A 17,486-nucleotide genomic window follows, 5' to 3' on the forward strand; every position below is an offset into this window, starting at 1 on the left:
TTCAGCCATGTTCACGTTGTCCCACGACCCCGATGCTTCCAAGGCCGATCAATACGCGACGCTCGTCGAGCAGGCGCGTGCGCTCGTCGAGTCAGAACGCGATCTGATCGCGAACGCCGCGAACTTCTCCGCGCTCGTCTATCACTCGCTCGACCGGCTGAACTGGGCCGGCTTCTATTTCTTCGACGGCACCGAGCTCGTGGTCGGCCCGTTCCAGGGCAAGCCCGCGTGCGTGCGGATCGCGCTCGGCAAAGGCGTGTGCGGGACGGCCGCGCAGACGCGCGAAACGCAGGTCGTGCGCGACGTGCACGCGTTTCCCGGCCATATCGCGTGCGACGCTGCGTCGGAATCGGAAATCGTCGTGCCGCTCGTCGCCGACGACGGCACGCTGATCGGCGTATGGGACGTCGATAGCCCCGTCGCCGCGCGCTTCGACGACGAGGATCGCCGCGGCATGGAGGCGCTGTGCCGCGTGTTCGTCGAACACGCGTGGCAAAAGACGCGCGGCTGAGCGTCGCGTACCGCCAAACGAAACGGGCCCGATCGCATCGGGCCCGTTTCACTTCGATTCAATACCGGCGGCGACTTCGATGCCGGCGCGGCGCGCGGCGCCCGTCAGGCGACGCGCGTGCCGGGCAGCTCGGCGAACGCGGGCGGCCCCACGTCGTCGGTCAGCACTTCGTAGCCCTGCTCCGTCACGACCACCATGTGCTCCCATTGGGCGGACAGCGAATGGTCCTTCGTGACGACGGTCCAGCCGTCGCCGAGCACGCGCGTGTCGCGCTTGCCCGCGTTGAGCATCGGCTCGATCGTGAAGATCATGCCCGGCCGCAGCGGCAGCCCCGTACCAGGGCGGCCGTAGTGCAGCACCTGCGGCTCGTCGTGATACACGTCGCCGATGCCGTGCCCGCAGTATTCGCGCACGACGCTGAACCCTTCGCGATGTGCGACCTGCTGGATCGCATAGCCGACGTCGCCGAGCGTCGCGCCCGGACGCACCGCGCGGATGCCGGCATGCATCGCCTCGTACGTCGTCGCGACGAGGCGGCGCGCCAGCTCGCCCGGCTCGCCGACGAAGTACATGCGGCTCGTGTCGCCGAACCAGCCGTCCTTGATCACCGCGATGTCGAGGTTCACGATGTCGCCGTCGCGCAGCGGCCGCGATGACGGAATGCCGTGGCAGACGACGTGATTGACCGACGCGCAGACCGTCTTCGGATAGCCGTGATAGCCGATGTTGGCCGGAATCGCGCCGAGTTCGTCGACGATGTAGCGGCGGCAACGCTCGTCCAGTTCGTCGGTCGTGACGCCCGGCTTCACATATTCGCCGATCATCGTCAGCACCTGCGACGCGAGCTTCGCCGCCTCGCGCGACTTGGCGATGTCTTGCGGGTTGCGGATCGGGATTTCGCGCTTCGCCATTACGCCACCTGCTCGATGCGGCCGGCGACGGGCTCGGCCGCGCCCGTACCGCCGCGCGCCTCCGCCTCGATCAGCATCCGGCAGATGTCGCCGTAGGACGCCGACGGGTTGAGCTCGGCGAGCATGCCGACCCGCAGCCAATGCTCGGCCTGCGCGTTGATCGACCGGCTGAGCGCCGTGCTCGTCGAGCGCAGCCGCTCGTGCATGTGGTCGGAAATCTTGATGATGCCCATATGTCACCAATTATGCGAAGTGTAGTCGGAACGTATAATACGCTGTGTCCCGGCCGGCGGCAAGCCGCTTCGTCGCGTGGATGAGCGCCGTAGATGCAATGCGGGCGCGTCGACGTTTCACTGCGAAGCGTTGACCGTTCATTCCATTTTGCTGGAAAATCTCTCCATCATGCAGGAATCTCCGTCTCCCACCGCCGACGACGCCGGCATCAACGAACGCATCGCACGACGCGTACGCGAGCTGCGCACGCTGCGCGGCTACACGCTCGACGCGCTCGCCGCGCGCTGCGGCGTGAGCCGCTCGATGATTTCGCTGATCGAACGCGCGGCGGCCAGTCCGACGGCCGTCGTGCTCGACAAGCTCGCGGCCGGGCTCGGCATTTCGCTGGCCGGGTTGTTCGGCGGCGACGACGGCGCGCCCGCGCAGCCGCTCGTGCGGCGCGCGCAGCAGGCCGAATGGCGCGACCCGGCGTCCGGCTATGCGCGACGCAATCTGTCGCCGCCCGGCTGGCCGTCGCCGCTTCAACTCGTCGAAGTCGACTTCCCGCCCGGCGGACGTGTCGCGTACGACACCGGTGCACGCGAGATCGCGTGGCACCAGCAGATCTGGGTCGTACGCGGCCGCATCGACGTCACGCTCGGCGCGACGCTGCATCAGCTTCACGAAGGCGACTGTCTCGCCATGCGGCTCGATCAGCCGCTGATTTTCAGCAACCCGTCGCCGCATGCGGCACGGTACATCGTCGCGATCTGCGATGCATCGGCCGCCGCGGCCCGGGCCGCGTGATGCGACGGCGATCCGTGCGCGGCCCGTCCGCCCCATGTCTACAGGAGCTCGAATGACTTCCCCGAACCCGCCGCAGCGCGACGACGTGCGCCTGATCGATTGCACGGAGGCCGAGCACGCGCCGGCCATTCTGGAGATTCTGAACGACGCGATCGTCAACTCGACCGCGCTGTACGACTACAAGCCGCGTCCGCCCGAAGCGATGGCCGCGTGGTTCGCGACGAAGCGTGCGAGCGGCTTTCCGGTCGTCGGCGCGGTGGACGCGTCGGGCACGCTGCTCGGCTTCGCGAGCTGGGGCACGTTCCGCGCGTTTCCGGCCTTCAAGTACACGGTCGAGCACAGCGTGTACGTGCATCGCGATCACCGCGGACGCGGGCTCGGCGAATTGCTGTTGCGCGAGTTGATCCGCCGTGCACACGATGCGGACGTGCATCTGCTCGTCGGCTGCATCGATGCGACCAACGCCGGCAGCATCGCGCTGCATACGCGGCTCGGGTTCGTCCATTCGGGGACGATCAAGGAGGCGGGATTCAAGTTCGGGCGATGGCTCGATGCGGCGTTCTATCAGCTGAGGCTCGATACGCCGAGCCGGCCGGTTGATGGCTGACGCGCGGTGTGGATGCGTGCGCGGCTGCGCGCACGTTACGCCAAAAGAACAGCGACGATGACAAAAGAAAAGCCCCGCCGAAGCGATAATGCCGTTCAGTTAAGGTTCTTTCTGAGGAACCGGACGGCATAACGAGCAGGACGGGACTCGACGGCCCGATCGCATTTGCGATCGGGCCGTTTTACATTGATGAGCAGCTTGAGGTGTTCGCGAAGTCGCTTGAGCACGGCGGGCAGCTTGGCGAAGGCAGGCGTGCGTGCAGCCCACATCATCTCGTGCTGGATGAGATGGAACGAGCGAACGAAGCTCAGTTCGGTCGGTTCGCACTTGGCCTCGAAGGCGGCGCAAGCCATTTCGCGAGCCTATCCGAACTTTTGTGTGTGAGGCATAAACTGATGGCCAAGGAGCCACGTTATGCCACGCAAACGCAAGGAAGAAGTGCCGGTAGAACCGGGCAAGGGATTGAACCTGGACCCGGAACTGATCAAGCAACTGGTGCCCGGGACGCTGGATCGGGCGACGATCAACGAACAGCTCGCGGCGCTCAAGAAGGCAATCTTCGAGCGTGCACTGGGCGGCGAACTGACCCACCACCTGGGCTACGAGAAGGGCGATGCCAAGCCGGCGGGCCGCACGAACCATCGCAACGGCACCAGCCGCAAGCGCATCGCAACCGACAATGACCTGCTCGACGTCGAGATTCCGCGCGACCGCGAAGGCACGTTCGATCCGGTGCTGATCGCCAAGGGCGAGCGACGCTTCACAGGCTTCGACGACAAGATCATCGCGATGTATGCCCGCGGCATGAGCGTGCGGGAGATTCAGGGCTTCCTGCTGGACATGTATGGCATCGAGGTGTCGCCGGACTTCATCAGCACGGTGACTGATGCCGTGATCGACGAAGTGCGCGAATGGCAGCAGCGACCGCTCGAGCCGATGTACCCGGTCGTGTTCTTCGATGCCTTGCGAGTCAAGATCCGCGACGAAGGCGTGGTGCGCAACAAGGCGATCTACCTGGCGCTGGGCGTGCGCCGCGACGGCACACGCGACGTGCTCGGCCTTTGGATCGAGCAGACCGAGGGCGCCAAGTTCTGGCTGCGGGTGGTGAACGACCTGAAGCTGCGCGGCGTGCAGGACATCCTGATCGCCGTGGTCGACGGCCTGAAGGGCTTCCCCGAAGCGATCAACACGGTGTTCCCGGAAACGACGGTCCAGACCTGCATCGTGCATCTGATCCGGAACTCGCTGGACTTTGCCAGCTGGAAAGACAGGAAATCGGTCGCAGCGGCGCTCAAGGAGGTCTATCGGGCACCGTCGGCCGAAGCGGCCGCCGTGGCGCTGGACGCGTTCGATACGAGCCCGTGGGGTACGAAATACCCTCCGATTGCCGCGCTCTGGCGCCGGGCCTGGGATCAGGTGATTCCGTTCTACGCCTTCGCGCCTGACATCCGGAAAATTGTATATACGACCAACGCGATCGAGTCGCTGCACATGCAGCTTCGAAAGATCATCAAGGCGCGCGGCCACTTCCCGTCGGACGAGGCCGCGCTCAAACTGATCTGGCTGGCGCTGCGCAACGTCGTGGCCAAGTGGACCGGCTCCCGGCACGATTGGAAGAGCGCGATGACGCAGTTCGCACTGCTTTACCCGGAACGATTCAACATTGGAATCTGAATCTCAACCCGCCTCACACACGGAATTCCGGATACCTCCCATTTCGCGGCGAATCAGGTTGTAAGCGATCAGCGCACCCCAGATCTCTTGGTAGATGCCGTCGACGGTTCGGCTACGTAGGGTCAGTTCGCTACCGAGCATGGACTGCTTCAGTTCGCGATAGCTGGTCTCGATCTGCCAGCGCCGCTCGTAGCAAGCAACCAGATCGGCCAACTTGAAGCGGCGCCGATCGGTCAACGACGTCAGTAGTACACGTTCCCGCCCCTGTGCATCTTGAATGCGCACTGCACGCGCCGTCCACCACTCCGGCAGATCGGGGCATTTCTGCCGAGCCTGAGGCGAGACGCGCATGCGCACCAATGCATCGTCCGGTTTGCCCGACAGTACCTCCCAACGCGTATTGGACTTTGCCGGAATCAGGAAGTGGCGATTGCGTTCGCCCGAGCTCAGGCCGCACAGGATCTCGGCTGCCAGGAAGCCTTTGTCGAAGACCGTGAGCGAATGATCGGGAATCTGCGCCAGCAGATTCTTGGCGTAGATCATCTCGTTGGTGTCGTAGCGGCCAAACGCAATGTTTGCTACCAGATGCGTCGGGATCGAGGTCAGCGTGACGGCCCGCACCTGCGGGTAGCTGGCCACCTTGCCGCTCGCGTAGCTTTGGGCCCCGAAATGTTCCCGATTCGCGGCACTGTCCGGCGTGCGTAGCGTGGTGCCATCCATGGCCCACAAGCTAAGCCCTTTGAAGGCATGGCGCGCACCATCCTGCTTGCACCATGCCTGCGCGGTTTGCTCGAACAGCCAAGCTATCGGGGCGTGGCCCAAGCGCTGCCGGGCCTGGGTGACGGCGCTCTTGCTGACGAACGTGGTCTCGTTGGGCAGCACCAGTTCCAGACTGTCCACCACTTCGCTGACTGACCAATGACGATAGATCGCCAGCGCGATCACCAGCCAGACCACCTGCTCAGCCGGCAAGCGACGGCGACGAATGCTCGCCGTGCCTGTCGCTTCGATGGCCTGTTCGATCCACGCATGGGGAAGATGCTCCGCCAACCGGCTCAGGTCGGTAGGTTCGGCATCGCGCATGAAGGTCAGGTGGTCGGTCAGCATCGCGCCAAAAGTTAACATCTCAGCGCAGCGTTTACAACCACTCCTTCCCCAAAACAAAAATGCCGTTCAGTTGCTTAACTGAACGGCATTACCGCCGAAGCGAGGCTTTTTCTCTTCCTACCTGGAGGCGCGAGCCGGAGTCGAACCGGCCTAAACGGCCTTGCAGGCCGCCATCAATCTATTTAAATCAATTGTTTATCGCAATTAACCAACCGTTTTCGCCATCCAACATGGCCGCCCCTCTCTCAGCGCGTTCGGATATGATTTCAGCTCCATAACACGAGGGACCATCCCATGACAGAGCAAAGCGATACACCTCGCGCACGGCCCGAGCCGCAGCACGTCATCGCCACGGCAGAAAACGACTGGTTTCTCCAGTTTCTCGTATCGATCGTGAACAAGAGTGACGCTTCATTTCCTATCACTCTGTTTGTCGGCGGCTTACTGGTCAGCGGTCAACTTGTCGGCGGAAAGAAGTTCTTCGAGGGCTTCGGTGCGGCCTTTGGGGGGGCATTTTCCAAGCCCGAGACCGCCGCAGAAATTCGCCAAAATTTCGCGAAATTCGGCGACATGTACGTTACGGAAGACGGCTCGTACAAGGAGGACATGGAATCCCCTCATTACATCCATCTACAGGACGCCCGCTCCTTCCATCCGAGCGGGGCTCCGATTCCCGGCAACGGCGGAGTATGGTGGCGGGGACGTATCCGAGAGGTCGACGGTTTCAATCTTGGCTCACTTAGCCAAAGCGCGAGTTAAGTGATTGTTGTAGGTGGCTCATAGAAAGCGCGAGAGCCCGTTCACCCGGTGCTTTCGCGCATAATGCACCGTGGGTTAATAACGCGAAGGGGAAGGCAAACCATGGCAAACCGTAGAACGCCGGCTCCCGCGAGACCGGCCCGGGTAACGCTGACAGCGGATCAAATGCGCCGTGGCATCGCGCGCTTAGAGCGAGTAATTGCAGAAATAGACGCCTTCGACGCGTCGACGCTGACCGAGAGATGGGGGCCAACTCAACGATCGCTTGAGGCAACAATCGATGGTGCGCTGACGTCGATCTTCGACCACGGGACCGTTGAATATAACCGCTATGCTGACGCGACCACCCTTGACCATGGTCCAGTCGTAATAGGCTACGGCGTTACGCCGCGAGATAACGGCCGCGAAGCACGCCAGTACGTTGCCGACGGCAAGGTCAGGTCGATTGAAATACTAAAATCGGCGATCAAGTGGCTGGAAGCCGAATTACAGGACGCGGCCGAAACTGAACCGGTCACATCGTACTCTACGGCCGTCGCGCCCCCCTCTACAAAAGTCTTCATTGTCCACGGACACGACACTAGTGCCCTACAGACTGTAGCTCGGTTCATCGAACACATAGGTTTCGACGCGATCATTCTGAGCGAGCAAGCCAATCAAGGGCGGACCATCATCGAGAAAATTGAGGCGCACGGGGACGTGGGTTTCGCTGTTGTGCTATTGACGCCTGACGATGTAGGCGGGAAAACGGTCGACTCTGTGCGCCCTCGCGCACGCCAAAACGTTTTGCTGGAGCTGGGCTATTTCATCGCCCGTCTTGGCCGCGCCCGGGTATGCTCTCTAGCGAAGGGAGACTTGGAAATTCCCACGGACTTCGCTGGCGTCGTTTGGGAAAACTTAGACGATGGTGGCGCATGGAAGACCGCCTTGGCCCGTGAATTGAAGGCCGCTGGATATACCATCGATTGGAACCGCGTAATGGGCTAAAGGGCATAATGACGCCCATTCGGTACGCTATTAGGGTCCACGCAATAAGTTACTTTGGCTCTGCGACCATTTCGTCGGCCGGATAGAGCTGCAGCATTGCGCGCGCGGCTTCGACGTTGGACGTAGTAAGCCACTCCTCCCAATCATCCGGCCGCAGAATCACAACGGACCGCTTCTCGTCGGCCGGCTTGTGCATTCGCGACATCAGCGGGTGACCGTCGGCGTTTACGGTGATCATCGACATCACGTGGCGCTCAGCGCCGTCTTGGTTCGTAAGCGTGCGCCAGATGCCGGCGACACACATGGTCGGCCGGTCGACCACGCCGATCTGCTGCCACACGCACGGCCCGAGCACCCAGTCGCCATTCGCTTCTTGACGTGCATCCGGATACGATGGCTCGACTACGAAGCGCGCCGGAATCAGGCAACGCCGGCCGCTGCGCCAGGTTGGTCCGTACAGCGGCGACTTCCCGAGGTTGTCGTCGCGCACGTTCATCGTGCTGCGCATGAGCGGCGGCTTGCGCCCCTGCTCTTTCGCCTTCTTGATGTTCGCCTTCTGCAGTGCGCTCGACCAGAAGCCGAAGCCAGCAATCAGTGGCTTGAATTGCCCGTCGACGTAGCCCACGATCGGCGCGTCGTAGTCCGGGTAGATCTCGGGTTTCCACGGCGTCCAGCGGTACAGATCGCGGAAGTTGTCGATCTTGAGCTCGCTCAAGCCCGGATCCTCGCCCGGCGCCACGTAGTTCGTGCACATCGCCGTCCCCAATTTTCGATCTTGACGGCACCATCTTACCCCGCGATACACTGTATATCCATACAGCATCACATCGCATCATGAAACCGCGCTGGGCCTACATCTGGGAGTACACGCACCTCGAATCCGGGGAGCGCCGGCGCACGCACCTGCCTGTGACGCGCGGTGAATTTCAGTCCTACACCGGGCAGTTCCCCGATGAATCGGACCCGCGCCCGCTGGAGGAGACGAAGGTCGATCGAAACGTGGTGCCACTCAGGGCGCCATGCCGCCGCCGCGTGCCGATGCGGGACTTCGTCGCCCCGACCGAATCGGAGCTGCGCGAGCTCTGGCGCACCAACCGCGATCCCGAGGTCCGGCGCCTCATCCTAGAGATCGTGGCGCTGCGAAAATCTCTTGAGAAGGTCATGGACTGGTGGCGAACGACCGAGAGCGCGACGTCGAACCGCGGCGACCTGGATGGTCCGTTTGGGCCGTTTCGAAAGCTCTACCACCTGCTTCGCGAGGAGCTGCGCCGGGCGCGGATGAACTTGTGACGCGCCTGTGGCATTCTGAAAGCCCGTCGCACTGGAGATCGACATGCGCACAATTGCGGAAGAATTCAGCGATTCCGACGACGACTGGTTTGGCTTCGCCTCGGCGCAAGACCGCAAGGACGGCCATTCGCTGCGGGCGTACCTGCTGCGTTACGCGGACCGGATCCCGGAACACCATGTCGTCGTCAACGTCGAGCTCGTGCTACGCACGGAGTACCCGCCTCGCGGCGTTCGTCCGCCGTACCTAAGTGTCACTCACTTCGATCCAGGACACTCGACCGACCTGCCTCTCACGTGGAAGCGAAACATCGAGGATCTCAATTTCGATTCCACGACCACGTACGTCGAATGCGGATACGATATTTTCGACTCATTCAGCGACGTCACGATGGATCTGACGGCGCGCGGGTTCTACATCGAGCCGACCAACTAGCCTCCAACGGAGGATACGTCCCGGAAGGCCCTCACGGCGTCGCGGCGAACGATGCAATGCGTGTGCAGCCCCGCGCGCGCAAAGCGCACTTGTCACGGCTGATCACAGTCGACTAATCCAAACTGACAACCGCGAAGGGCGTCATTGGTAGGTCGATCCTCGGTTGATGGTAAATTCATACTAAAACCACACCTACGAGAGAACATATGGCCCAAGCCATGATCTGCGTCGGCGACACGACGACGCATGGCGGCCGCGTGCTGGAGGGCAGCGCGACCGCGACCATTGATGGAAAGCCCATTGCCGGCGTCGGGCACAAGGTACTTTGCCCGCAGTGCAAGGGGGTCTTTCCGATCCTTCCGACCGGGCGGCAATACTCGCACACGTTCGACGGACGAGAAACCGCCGTCGAGGGCATGAAAACTGCCTGCGGAGCGACGTTGATCGCCTCGCAGTCGTCAGCGACGTTCGACGACGTCGGATCTGGCACAGCGACGACTGGCGGTGCAAGTACCGCCATCGCAACGACTGCCGCTGCGCTCGCTCCTTCGCCGACGCTCTGTCTCGAATGTCTGAAAGCTGCGGCCGAGAATGCCGCGACAATGATCGCGCGCGGGTAGCTTCATGACGAACGTCTCGATCGAAGCGTTCTTCCTCGAGCGCCAAAAGCAGTTGACCATGCAGGTGCACTTGTACGCCCTCGTCGATGGTCTTCTGTTCGCCGACGCGGCAGGCGGATCGTCTCCTCGGGGATCGCAAGCGGCAGTCGCCCTCTTTGACGGCACACCGGACGCAGCGCTCGCCGAGGCCGGACCATGGTTGTTCGATTGGGAGCGCGCGTCCGGTAGCGTCCGACACTCGCTTTCTGCGATGGCAGGCGGTTCAACAGGCGTGTCGTGGCTCATTAGCGCATATCCGATCGAATCGCTCGCGGACGAATTGCGGCGCCGCCTCGACGTGCGCCTACCGGACGGCCGCACCGCCCTGCTCCGCTTCTACGATGCCCGCATCATGGCCGACATGGCATCGCTGATGGAATTCACGCAGCGCATGCAATTCTTCGTGCCGACATTCGACTGGCTCGTCGAGGTGAATGGAAAACTGAAGGGAGTGCATCCGCATGCTTGAGCTGACGAGCGAACAGGTCGCGGGCCTTGCCGAGATCGATGCGCGTGGATACGTCGAGCGCATCAGGCAGGATCTCGTCAAAGCCGATCCCAAACTTGCCGATGACAACACTCTGTCAGCGCGTCTATGGAACGCATACATCGCCGCTCGTCAGCTCGGCATCCATGCAGACGAGAATGTCGAAGCGTTTCTGCGAATCGAAGCGTACGCGCCTAGTTTCTACAAGAAGCCGGCCACGCACGCGTGGCTCACACGTCCAGGCCGATCACCAGACGAACGATTTCACGACTACTTGCGCGTCATAAAGTGGCGCGTCGAACATCCGGAATATAACGGGGGACTTGAGCATGGCAGCAGCACTTCCACTACTGGAGGGGGTCTTGGCAGAACTTGGGCCGGTCTTGGCGCGAGCTGGCGCCGCCTTGTTGGGCGGAATCGGACTGGCGGGAACGGCGAGCCTGTCTAGCGACACGACCAAGGATGAGAGCAAGGCGAAGACCGACGCCAAGGCCGTCCCGCGCACGGGAGAAAAATGCAAAAAATGCCCGCCCGAAGAGACTGGTGTCGCGGAAAACAAAAAGCACCACATGTCACCGCGTTCCCGCAAGTATCAAGGGCGGATAACCGGGCGGCCGTACAGCATCGAAGAAGGATGGAACGAAGAGTGGGTTTGGCTCGGCACCGAGTTTGACGGTTTCGTGCCAGCAGAATGTCTGCTTCAAGAAGCGAAGTCACACTATGCTCAGTTCCTTAAACGAAACGACGAAGGCGAGATGAAGGCGCAAACGTGGTTCGAGGGTTACGACTCTCTGTTCAGCCAACTGAACACCCAAGCGAAGAAGGTGAATACGAACCCACCGGCCCGCTTGAAGTGGTTCTTCGAAGAAGCCGAATTGCGCGAGTACATGCTCCCAGCCTTGATCGAGAATAAAGTAGCATCCGTCTGGCAACCTTAACCGCGACGATCATGGATATCAGACTGAAATTCAAGGATGACTTACTTGAGCCGACCAACTTCGCTGAAGTCTTGTCACGCATTCAAGTCGTCACACATGCACTCGCCGAGATCGACCCGACGATCAATCAATGGTACGCACGTGGGCAGAGCCGAGAGGAAGCACTGTTATATCAGGCGTTCGACGATGGCTCACCGTCGAACGCCATCCTCGCCGTACTGAAACACAAGTTTGGCGACCATCCGGATGCAACATACGTGAGCCTTTGGGACGGTAACGAGGATATCAACGAAGGCACAACCATTTCGTGCCATCTCAACGAACCGGGTTACGTCAACACATTTGAACTTTCTCTGTCGAAGAAGCTGATTCTCAGCAGTCTGGATTCAGTGCTGAAAATCGTCCGTGCTGCAACTACAGCATTCAAACCTGCATACGCCGCTGTCGGCCCGAGAAGCTACGCGGCACGACAGGTGTTTGACGACAAGCCCGGCGTCGGCTGGATGATCTACCTGCCCACCGTGATTACGCAGCAACAGGTTCCAGAGGCACGCGAAGTGGTGGCCACGCCTGAGGCCGGAAAGAACCAAACCGGCACAATCATCGTCAGCACGACCGACGCACCGTTCTCGATGAAGAACCCCGAGCACATCGAAGCGGCTAACAGGATCGAGATCCGACTCGTGGAGCAAGATCTCCTGCCTGCTTTCGACGATCTGTAAGCGCGGTGTCGGCACGATGTTTCGCGCCGACACCATCGCCTAGAACTGTGTGATTCATAGACATCGTTTCAACTAGAATGAAGCGATGGACCGAGAGATCGCCGCGCGATTACGTTGGGTACGCATGTATCACGAGACCGGCAATGCCGGCCTCGTGTGCGCACGGTGCGGCATATCTCGGCCGACACTTCGCAAATGGCTGCGTCGCTATCAGGAAGCTGGCGAAGCAGGTCTCCAGTCTCAAAGCCGTCGTCCACTGCGCAGCCCAAACCGGAAGGTCTCCGAGGCTGATCGGGCGACGGTCCTCCGATTGCGCGCTGAGCGCAAAGGCGCACGGCGGATCCAGAATGAACTGCGACTGCACGAGCAACGAGAGCTATCCCTCGCGACCATTCACAAGATCTTGAGCGAGGCGGGTGTAAAACCGTTGGTTCGATCCAGGCGACCGACGCAGCCGAAACGCTATAGCCGGCCGGTGCCTGGAGACCGCGTCCAGATGGACACGATGAAAATCGCTCGAGGTGCGTACCAGTACACGGCGATCGACGACTGTTCGCGATTCCGGGTACTGGCGATCTACCCACGCAGAAATGCCCGAAATACGCTGCTTTTTCTTAATCGCGTCATTGAGGAGATGCCGTTCCCGATTCAGCGTATCCAGACCGACCGAGGCGGTGAGTTCTTCGCCGAGTCAGTGCAGCGGCGCTTGATGAGCGAGTGCATCAAATTCCGACCGATTCCGCCCCGTTCGCCACACCTCAACGGCAAGGTCGAGCGTTCGCAGCTCACCGACCTCAACGAATTCTGGTCGGATCATCCACCGACCGGGGATGCGATCGACCAACGAATTGAGGAGTGGCAGTTCGACTATAACTGGCGGCGCCCGCACGGCTCACTTGGTGGCAAAACGCCCATCGATCGTATCGCGGAGTTAAGCGAAATTACGCCTCTCGCGGAGGAGGTGGAAAGTGCCTACGACGAAACGAAAGAACGAATTCGCCACCGTGAATGGCGCGTCGACAAGACCCTCGCCGAACATCACCGGCGCGTGGTGGAGCTCGCGTCTCCTAACGGAGCCTCGAGCTCCACCACGGAACGAAAAAGGCGCACCAAGAAGTGAAACGATGTCCGTGAATCGCACACCTAGAACAGACCCACGGGCTGCGCCGCGTCGTCCCAGCTGAAAATTATCAACTCGTTTCGCTCGACGCCCCTCCCACCGCCGACCGTGTATTGAATCGGCACGGTCTCGATGTGAAATCCGTCGAACACGCGCCGAATGTCGGGATGGTCATTGAGGCTCACGATCGCGCGCCCTTTGATCGACCTCAGACGCTGCGCCATCTTCTCGTACTCGCCGAATGGAAACGCCACGCCATACCCGCCAAGGCACGCTCGCGCGATTCGAGGCCCTTCGCATCAACGTCCGCGCGTTGATCACCGAGATCTCGCACGCGGCCGACGTCGAATTGCTGGACCTGATGGCCGATGAGATCGGCTCGTTCGCTCGCCACAAAGCCGCGCAGGACGCGCGCACCTGGGCAGCAACCGCCAGCATCACGCTGGAAACGGGTTTGATGCAAATCGTGCGTGCACTGCCCGCGCCATCTACCGGGGAATGGCAATGACAGACAACAAAATGCACCGCGCCGATGCGCTGACGGACAAACCCGCGACGGGACGCTTGCGGGCGTACCGGATCCAACACTATCCAGAGGGAATTGCGTGAGAACGTTCGATCTTCAAGAGTGCGCCGACTTTCTCAAAGTCGATCGCACCACGGCGATGAAACTCGCACAACGAGGGGACATCGTCGGCGCACGCATCGGCCGCGCATGGGTCTTTCTCGAAGACGACGTGGTTGCATTCCTGCGCGAACAAGCACAACGCCAAACGCTCGAACGCCTCGAAGAGCGCTCCGACTCGGCTGAGATTGATCGACGCACCCAGGCAGCAATTCAGCGACAACTGCAGCCTGCACCGCCACGTCGCGCCGGCCGCGTCGCCCGAGCATTGCCTCGACTTCCGGATCCCCCTGCCAATGCACCGGCCGCTCAGGCAGCGTAACCCGAAGCTCGCCCGCCAACCGGCGGGCAGCAAATTCAAAACTCTCCTGCCTCCAAGTAGTCGCCACTGATATCGGGCTTGTCGATCTAGACGCATCGAGATCGGACCACCCCTCGCAAACCCATGGCACCCACTTGTTTGTCCCCGCGCAACATGCCAAAGTCAGATTCAAGCGAATAGCATTACACTCGCTGTTCCTTTGACGAGAAGCAGCCTGCACAACGAAATGTCTCGTCAATTTCGGGGGTTAGAAATGCATCAAGCGGAAAAAGACTACCGCAGCAAACCAAGAAATCGCCTCATCATACGTCACTATGTCAGGCACTTAATAGACTCTGGCCGAATAATGGAAGCATCATTTTTCTGCGAGAAATTGCTCCAAGAGGCCCCGAATGACATTGAAGGAAACAAACTAGCATTCCTTTTGGCAATCGCCAAAATGGACCCCAACGTCGAAAAATACGACATAAATCTCGCCAACTCAGGAGCGACCGACAAAGATAGATTTATCCTTCACTGTCGATATTACTTTGCTTTTTTTCAATACGACAGGCTGCGGGAAAGCCTCAAAGCCGTTATGAACGAAGGCATCTCCGATATCGATTCCTTCAATGTCGTAATTGAAAGTATTATTCGCACCAAAGATGCAGATCTCGTAACGAAGTTTATTTCATCTTATCCGAAAGGCAAACTCCGACTATCCCCATTAGTTGAAAAATCGTTCAAGAATATATTACTTACTCGACTGACAGAATTGCTATATCTCGCCTCCAGGAACGCCCATGTATAATTACTACGTTTGCAAGCTGCTCAAAAATCCGGGAATCGTCATAGCTGAAAGTGTCGTTTACGCCAATGTCGAGATTCGCCGGGCGAAAAAAGATGATACGGAGGAGATGGCATTACTGACCGAGTCGGTTGAAGCCACCAATCTCAAGGCTGAGGTTGAAATCGAACTATCCTGCAGAATCGGGACGATTGTACAGGCAGCCACTGAAGAAGAGGCGAGCAATCTAGCAGATCAACGCTTTGTGGAGATTCTTGATCTGGCAACTGTCGAGTACACAATGAGCCATCTCTCGTTGGCTCACTGCGGCTACGTCAAAAATCTTGACTCCGGTGAATGCACAACATTAAAAAATCGGCAATATTCAGCCGGAACGTCGTTTATTACGTCACGCGGCATAATGCCACAAATAAACACGACACAACAAATTCTATATCGAAGTGGAGATTTATTTGAACGATACAAAAGATCAATTCATTGGTACAGAAATGCCCAAAGAGAAAACAGCATTCATATTAATCTACTGTATCGCTGGTTCGCAGTCGAAGCACTATTTAAAGAAACCGAGACCGATGACGTCACTGGCCCATTCACATTATTTCTCGGCTTCCCCGGAAGCACGTATTCAAAATATATCGATCGAGATCTATTGAACAGGCTTTCATCAAATGCATCGTATTCGAAATGGAAAAAACAAATTAAAGATATCGTCGACAAAATAAGAAAATTTAGAAATGACTCGGTCCACTCAGGCTTTAGAAGCATCGATTGCACGCCAGATGATCTGAGGCTATACAGTCGAATAATGACGCTAGGACTCGGAAGATGCCAAGGCGCAGTACAATACGCGGTTCTTTCCGGCTTGAAATCCGTCACTGAATTTAGAGAGTATGCCGGCCTGATATTTGAGAACAGGTCAAACGTTGAAAGAGACGTCATCGGAAATATCATACATATTCTTGACCACGACCACCTCAAACACGTTCAGTCAGCGCATTCATAGAGATCTAGCGACTAAAAATCGCCTCAACAATATGTTCAGACCTAGGCAGCGGCCACCGACATAGTTACCAGAGCCGCTCCGCCAAATCACTGCCACGAAGGTTCGCATACCACATCAGAACTTTGGGGTCGCTGTGCCCTGTAATCTTCGCGATCTGGATGTCGCTCAACGTCGTCCGCTCGTACAGCCGCGATGTTGCCTCATGCCGCAAGTCATGGAATACCAGATCCGGGCAGCCGGCCGCGTCGAAGATCCGGCCGAACTGGCCAGACAGCCGCACGGTGACGCGTTCTAGAACCTTGCGCTTGAGGAGCGGCATATTCTTCGCCCGCATCGCGGCCTCGATCTCATCGATCCACGGGAAGAGTCGGCCGCCATCAAACGAGAAACCGCACATTGCCGGGCCTTGACCGTTCACAGCCTCGACATAGCGCTCGAACGCTCCGATCGCAACAGTCGTGAGAGGCACCGAGCGCTTACTACCGTTCTTTGTTCGTTCGAGCGCGGCCGTGCGACGGCCGACGTCGAACTGCGGAACCTCCAGCGTATACATTTCGCGCATCCGCATCGCGGACTCGATCGCCAGCTCGAACAGAAACACCAGTGCCGGCCGATACGGCAACTCAAAGGCCCGCTCCCGCCCCTCAGGTTTGCCACCCGACATGATGCGGCGAATCTCAGCCTCCTCGGCCGCGCTCGGCCGTCGATCGCGATGCACGTCATCTTTTGCCGCGACATCCTGCGCCTCGACCGCCACACGATCGTCATCTGTGTAGGTCGCATAGCGCTTCGGCAGCAATCGCAGCGGATTGACCGCGAGCATCGGGCTGCCGGACTTGACCACCCAATCGAAGCAACGGGCAAGCGCCCCGACATTGTGACGAATCGTCGACGGCGACAGATGCAACTCGCGTTTCATGCCCGACACCCATCGCTCGGCCCACTCGTAGTCCACCATCGTGAGCGCTTTCGACGGCAACCTGCCGAGCAAGGTATTTAGCACCTGGCTATCGGAATCCGGAACGGAGACGCGGCGCAGATACTCGCGGATAGCGTCCAGCGTCGTCGAAATCATCTCTCGTTGCTCGACGACATCGGCCGGAACGATGCCGGCGTCGAGCAACTGCTCAAGCCGAGCGACATACGCGTCGCCCTCTTCTTCGGATTGGAACTTCAGGGAAAGTGGCTTTGGGAGAAGCCTCGAACTTCGGATGACGTATTCCCACGTTCCGGAGGGTCGTAGTCGCTTGGTCGCCATGCACTGCCGCGAACTCACCTATACGGCCAAAGAGCCGCCTTAGGCGTGGTTACGCGTGTTTCTTGAGTGGTCAGAGGCGACTTTGTACCACTCTAGACGACTTTCTTACCAGTATGAAAGCGGAGCCGCAAAAAGAAAAAGCCCTGATTTCTCGGGGCTTTTTCTCTTCCTACCTGGAGGCGCGAGCCGGAGTCGAACCGGCCTAAACGGCTTTGCAGGCCGCTGCATAACCGCTTTGCTATCGCGCCGAAAGCGGACTGCCGATG

Annotated in this window: 22 protein-coding genes, 1 tRNA gene and 3 pseudogenes; 18 read left to right on the forward strand and 8 right to left on the reverse strand. The window is 59.5% G+C overall.

The genetic code is table 11. From position 1 onward, the window contains the following. Positions 1 to 7 precede the first annotated feature (7 nt). Entirely contained in the window at positions 8 to 511 is a 504-nt protein-coding gene (locus BCR55_RS02290; protein WP_006401244.1) for a GAF domain-containing protein, read from the forward strand. A 104-nt stretch (positions 512 to 615) separates the two neighbouring features. Here the strand turns inward: BCR55_RS02290 and map are convergent, their stop codons facing one another. Together map and BCR55_RS02300 are read right to left on the reverse strand one after the other, a co-directional pair. Further along, the gene (gene map, locus BCR55_RS02295) at positions 616 to 1,422 is read right to left on the reverse strand and encodes a type I methionyl aminopeptidase (RefSeq protein ID WP_006408149.1); all 807 of its coding nucleotides are present in this window, start codon (positions 1,420 to 1,422) and stop codon (positions 616 to 618) included. Continuing rightward, positions 1,422 to 1,655: a ParD-like family protein gene (locus tag BCR55_RS02300; protein WP_006401246.1), complete on the reverse strand. Its 234-nt coding sequence runs from the start codon at positions 1,653 to 1,655 to the stop codon at positions 1,422 to 1,424. The genes map and BCR55_RS02300 overlap by 1 nt, the downstream gene beginning before the upstream one ends. Before the next feature lie 169 nt (positions 1,656 to 1,824). Here BCR55_RS02300 and BCR55_RS02305 point away from each other — a divergent pair, with 169 nt between their 5' ends. Then, positions 1,825 to 2,442, forward strand: coding sequence for a helix-turn-helix domain-containing protein (locus BCR55_RS02305; RefSeq protein WP_065494113.1), 618 nt, complete (start codon positions 1,825 to 1,827; stop codon positions 2,440 to 2,442). A gap of 52 nt (positions 2,443 to 2,494) precedes the next feature. Then, positions 2,495 to 3,049: a GNAT family N-acetyltransferase gene (locus BCR55_RS02310; protein WP_006408147.1), complete on the forward strand. Its 555-nt coding sequence runs from the start codon at positions 2,495 to 2,497 to the stop codon at positions 3,047 to 3,049. 95 nt (positions 3,050 to 3,144) lie between these two features. Here BCR55_RS02310 and BCR55_RS02315 read toward each other — a convergent pair. Next, a pseudogene (locus tag BCR55_RS02315) lies at positions 3,145 to 3,408 on the reverse strand (DDE transposase); the annotation flags it as partial. A gap of 55 nt (positions 3,409 to 3,463) precedes the next feature. Here BCR55_RS02315 and BCR55_RS02320 point away from each other — a divergent pair. Next, positions 3,464 to 4,723 carry an IS256-like element IS1356 family transposase gene (locus BCR55_RS02320; protein WP_065494115.1) on the forward strand — a complete coding sequence of 420 codons (1,260 nt, stop codon included), beginning with the start codon at positions 3,464 to 3,466 and terminating at the stop codon, positions 4,721 to 4,723. Between the two features lie 39 nt (positions 4,724 to 4,762). Here BCR55_RS02320 and BCR55_RS02325 read toward each other — a convergent pair. Then, a pseudogene (locus BCR55_RS02325) lies at positions 4,763 to 5,830 on the reverse strand (IS4 family transposase); the annotation flags it as partial. 294 nt (positions 5,831 to 6,124) lie between these two features. Between BCR55_RS02325 and gvpU the strand changes: the two are divergent. Both gvpU and BCR55_RS02335 read left to right on the forward strand, forming a co-directional pair. Continuing rightward, entirely contained in the window at positions 6,125 to 6,589 is a 465-nt protein-coding gene (gene gvpU / locus BCR55_RS02330) for a gas vesicle accessory protein GvpU (protein ID WP_217491746.1), read from the forward strand. Positions 6,590 to 6,691: 102 nt separating this feature from the next. Then, positions 6,692 to 7,576: a TIR domain-containing protein gene (locus tag BCR55_RS02335; protein ID WP_065494117.1), complete on the forward strand. Its 885-nt coding sequence runs from the start codon at positions 6,692 to 6,694 to the stop codon at positions 7,574 to 7,576. Between the two features lie 49 nt (positions 7,577 to 7,625). Here BCR55_RS02335 and BCR55_RS02340 read toward each other — a convergent pair whose 3' ends face one another. Next, positions 7,626 to 8,330: an SOS response-associated peptidase family protein gene (locus tag BCR55_RS02340; RefSeq protein WP_065494118.1), complete on the reverse strand. Its 705-nt coding sequence runs from the start codon at positions 8,328 to 8,330 to the stop codon at positions 7,626 to 7,628. 80 nt (positions 8,331 to 8,410) lie between these two features. On the opposite strand from BCR55_RS02340, the gene BCR55_RS02345 reads away from it, so the two are divergent. The 8 genes from BCR55_RS02345 (at position 8,411) to BCR55_RS02375 (ending at position 13,225) form a co-directional block, all read left to right on the forward strand. Then, positions 8,411 to 8,866 (forward strand): hypothetical protein, encoded by a 456-nt coding sequence (locus tag BCR55_RS02345; protein ID WP_175403810.1) that lies wholly within the window; start codon positions 8,411 to 8,413, stop codon positions 8,864 to 8,866. A 43-nt stretch (positions 8,867 to 8,909) separates the two neighbouring features. Beyond that, positions 8,910 to 9,299 carry a hypothetical protein gene (locus BCR55_RS02350; RefSeq protein ID WP_065494120.1) on the forward strand — a complete coding sequence of 130 codons (390 nt, stop codon included), beginning with the start codon at positions 8,910 to 8,912 and terminating at the stop codon, positions 9,297 to 9,299. Between the two features lie 206 nt (positions 9,300 to 9,505). After that, the gene (locus tag BCR55_RS02355) at positions 9,506 to 9,919 is read left to right on the forward strand and encodes a PAAR domain-containing protein (protein ID WP_065494121.1); all 414 of its coding nucleotides are present in this window, start codon (positions 9,506 to 9,508) and stop codon (positions 9,917 to 9,919) included. 4 nt (positions 9,920 to 9,923) lie between these two features. Further along, positions 9,924 to 10,427, forward strand: a complete 504-nt coding sequence (locus BCR55_RS02360; protein WP_065494122.1) for a DUF4123 domain-containing protein — start codon at positions 9,924 to 9,926, stop codon at positions 10,425 to 10,427. Next, positions 10,420 to 10,893 (forward strand): hypothetical protein, encoded by a 474-nt coding sequence (locus BCR55_RS33245; RefSeq protein ID WP_139094016.1) that lies wholly within the window; start codon positions 10,420 to 10,422, stop codon positions 10,891 to 10,893. Before BCR55_RS02360 ends, BCR55_RS33245 begins: the two co-directional genes overlap by 8 nt. Next, entirely contained in the window at positions 10,808 to 11,383 is a 576-nt protein-coding gene (locus BCR55_RS02365) for a restriction endonuclease fold toxin 5 domain-containing protein (RefSeq protein ID WP_254661816.1), read from the forward strand. Before BCR55_RS33245 ends, BCR55_RS02365 begins: the two co-directional genes overlap by 86 nt. Before the next feature lie 11 nt (positions 11,384 to 11,394). Beyond that, positions 11,395 to 12,105: an immunity 52 family protein gene (locus tag BCR55_RS02370; protein ID WP_065494124.1), complete on the forward strand. Its 711-nt coding sequence runs from the start codon at positions 11,395 to 11,397 to the stop codon at positions 12,103 to 12,105. An 85-nt stretch (positions 12,106 to 12,190) separates the two neighbouring features. After that, the gene (locus tag BCR55_RS02375) at positions 12,191 to 13,225 is read left to right on the forward strand and encodes an IS481 family transposase (protein WP_059938068.1); all 1,035 of its coding nucleotides are present in this window, start codon (positions 12,191 to 12,193) and stop codon (positions 13,223 to 13,225) included. Positions 13,226 to 13,248: 23 nt separating this feature from the next. On the opposite strand, the pseudogene BCR55_RS02380 reads toward BCR55_RS02375, so the two are convergent. Next, positions 13,249 to 13,488 (reverse strand): annotated as a pseudogene (locus BCR55_RS02380) (DNA methyltransferase); the annotation flags it as partial. Here BCR55_RS02380 and BCR55_RS02385 point away from each other — a divergent pair. The 4 genes from BCR55_RS02385 to BCR55_RS32180 all read left to right on the forward strand — a co-directional run bounded on the left by BCR55_RS02385 (position 13,467) and on the right by BCR55_RS32180 (position 15,962). Beyond that, positions 13,467 to 13,733 (forward strand): hypothetical protein, encoded by a 267-nt coding sequence (locus BCR55_RS02385; protein ID WP_065494126.1) that lies wholly within the window; start codon positions 13,467 to 13,469, stop codon positions 13,731 to 13,733. The pseudogene BCR55_RS02380 and the gene BCR55_RS02385 sit on opposite strands and share 22 nt — an antisense overlap. A gap of 97 nt (positions 13,734 to 13,830) precedes the next feature. Next, a complete protein-coding gene (locus BCR55_RS30025) occupies positions 13,831 to 14,172 on the forward strand; it encodes a helix-turn-helix domain-containing protein (protein ID WP_083211760.1) in 342 nt (113 codons plus the stop codon). A gap of 226 nt (positions 14,173 to 14,398) precedes the next feature. After that, a complete protein-coding gene (locus tag BCR55_RS32175) occupies positions 14,399 to 14,962 on the forward strand; it encodes a hypothetical protein (RefSeq protein ID WP_139094017.1) in 564 nt (187 codons plus the stop codon). Then, positions 14,955 to 15,962: a HEPN domain-containing protein gene (locus BCR55_RS32180; RefSeq protein WP_139094018.1), complete on the forward strand. Its 1,008-nt coding sequence runs from the start codon at positions 14,955 to 14,957 to the stop codon at positions 15,960 to 15,962. The genes BCR55_RS32175 and BCR55_RS32180 overlap by 8 nt, the downstream gene beginning before the upstream one ends. Positions 15,963 to 16,026: 64 nt before the next feature. On the opposite strand, the gene BCR55_RS02395 is transcribed toward BCR55_RS32180, so the two are convergent. Beyond that, positions 16,027 to 17,220 carry a site-specific integrase gene (locus tag BCR55_RS02395; RefSeq protein ID WP_065494128.1) on the reverse strand — a complete coding sequence of 398 codons (1,194 nt, stop codon included), beginning with the start codon at positions 17,218 to 17,220 and terminating at the stop codon, positions 16,027 to 16,029. Between the two features lie 174 nt (positions 17,221 to 17,394). After that, positions 17,395 to 17,468: transfer RNA gene (locus tag BCR55_RS02400), tRNA-Cys, on the reverse strand. Positions 17,469 to 17,486: the final 18 nt, after the last annotated feature.

It is taken from the genome of Burkholderia sp. CCA53 (assembly GCF_001685525.1).
Lineage (GTDB): Bacteria > Pseudomonadota > Gammaproteobacteria > Burkholderiales > Burkholderiaceae > Burkholderia > Burkholderia multivorans.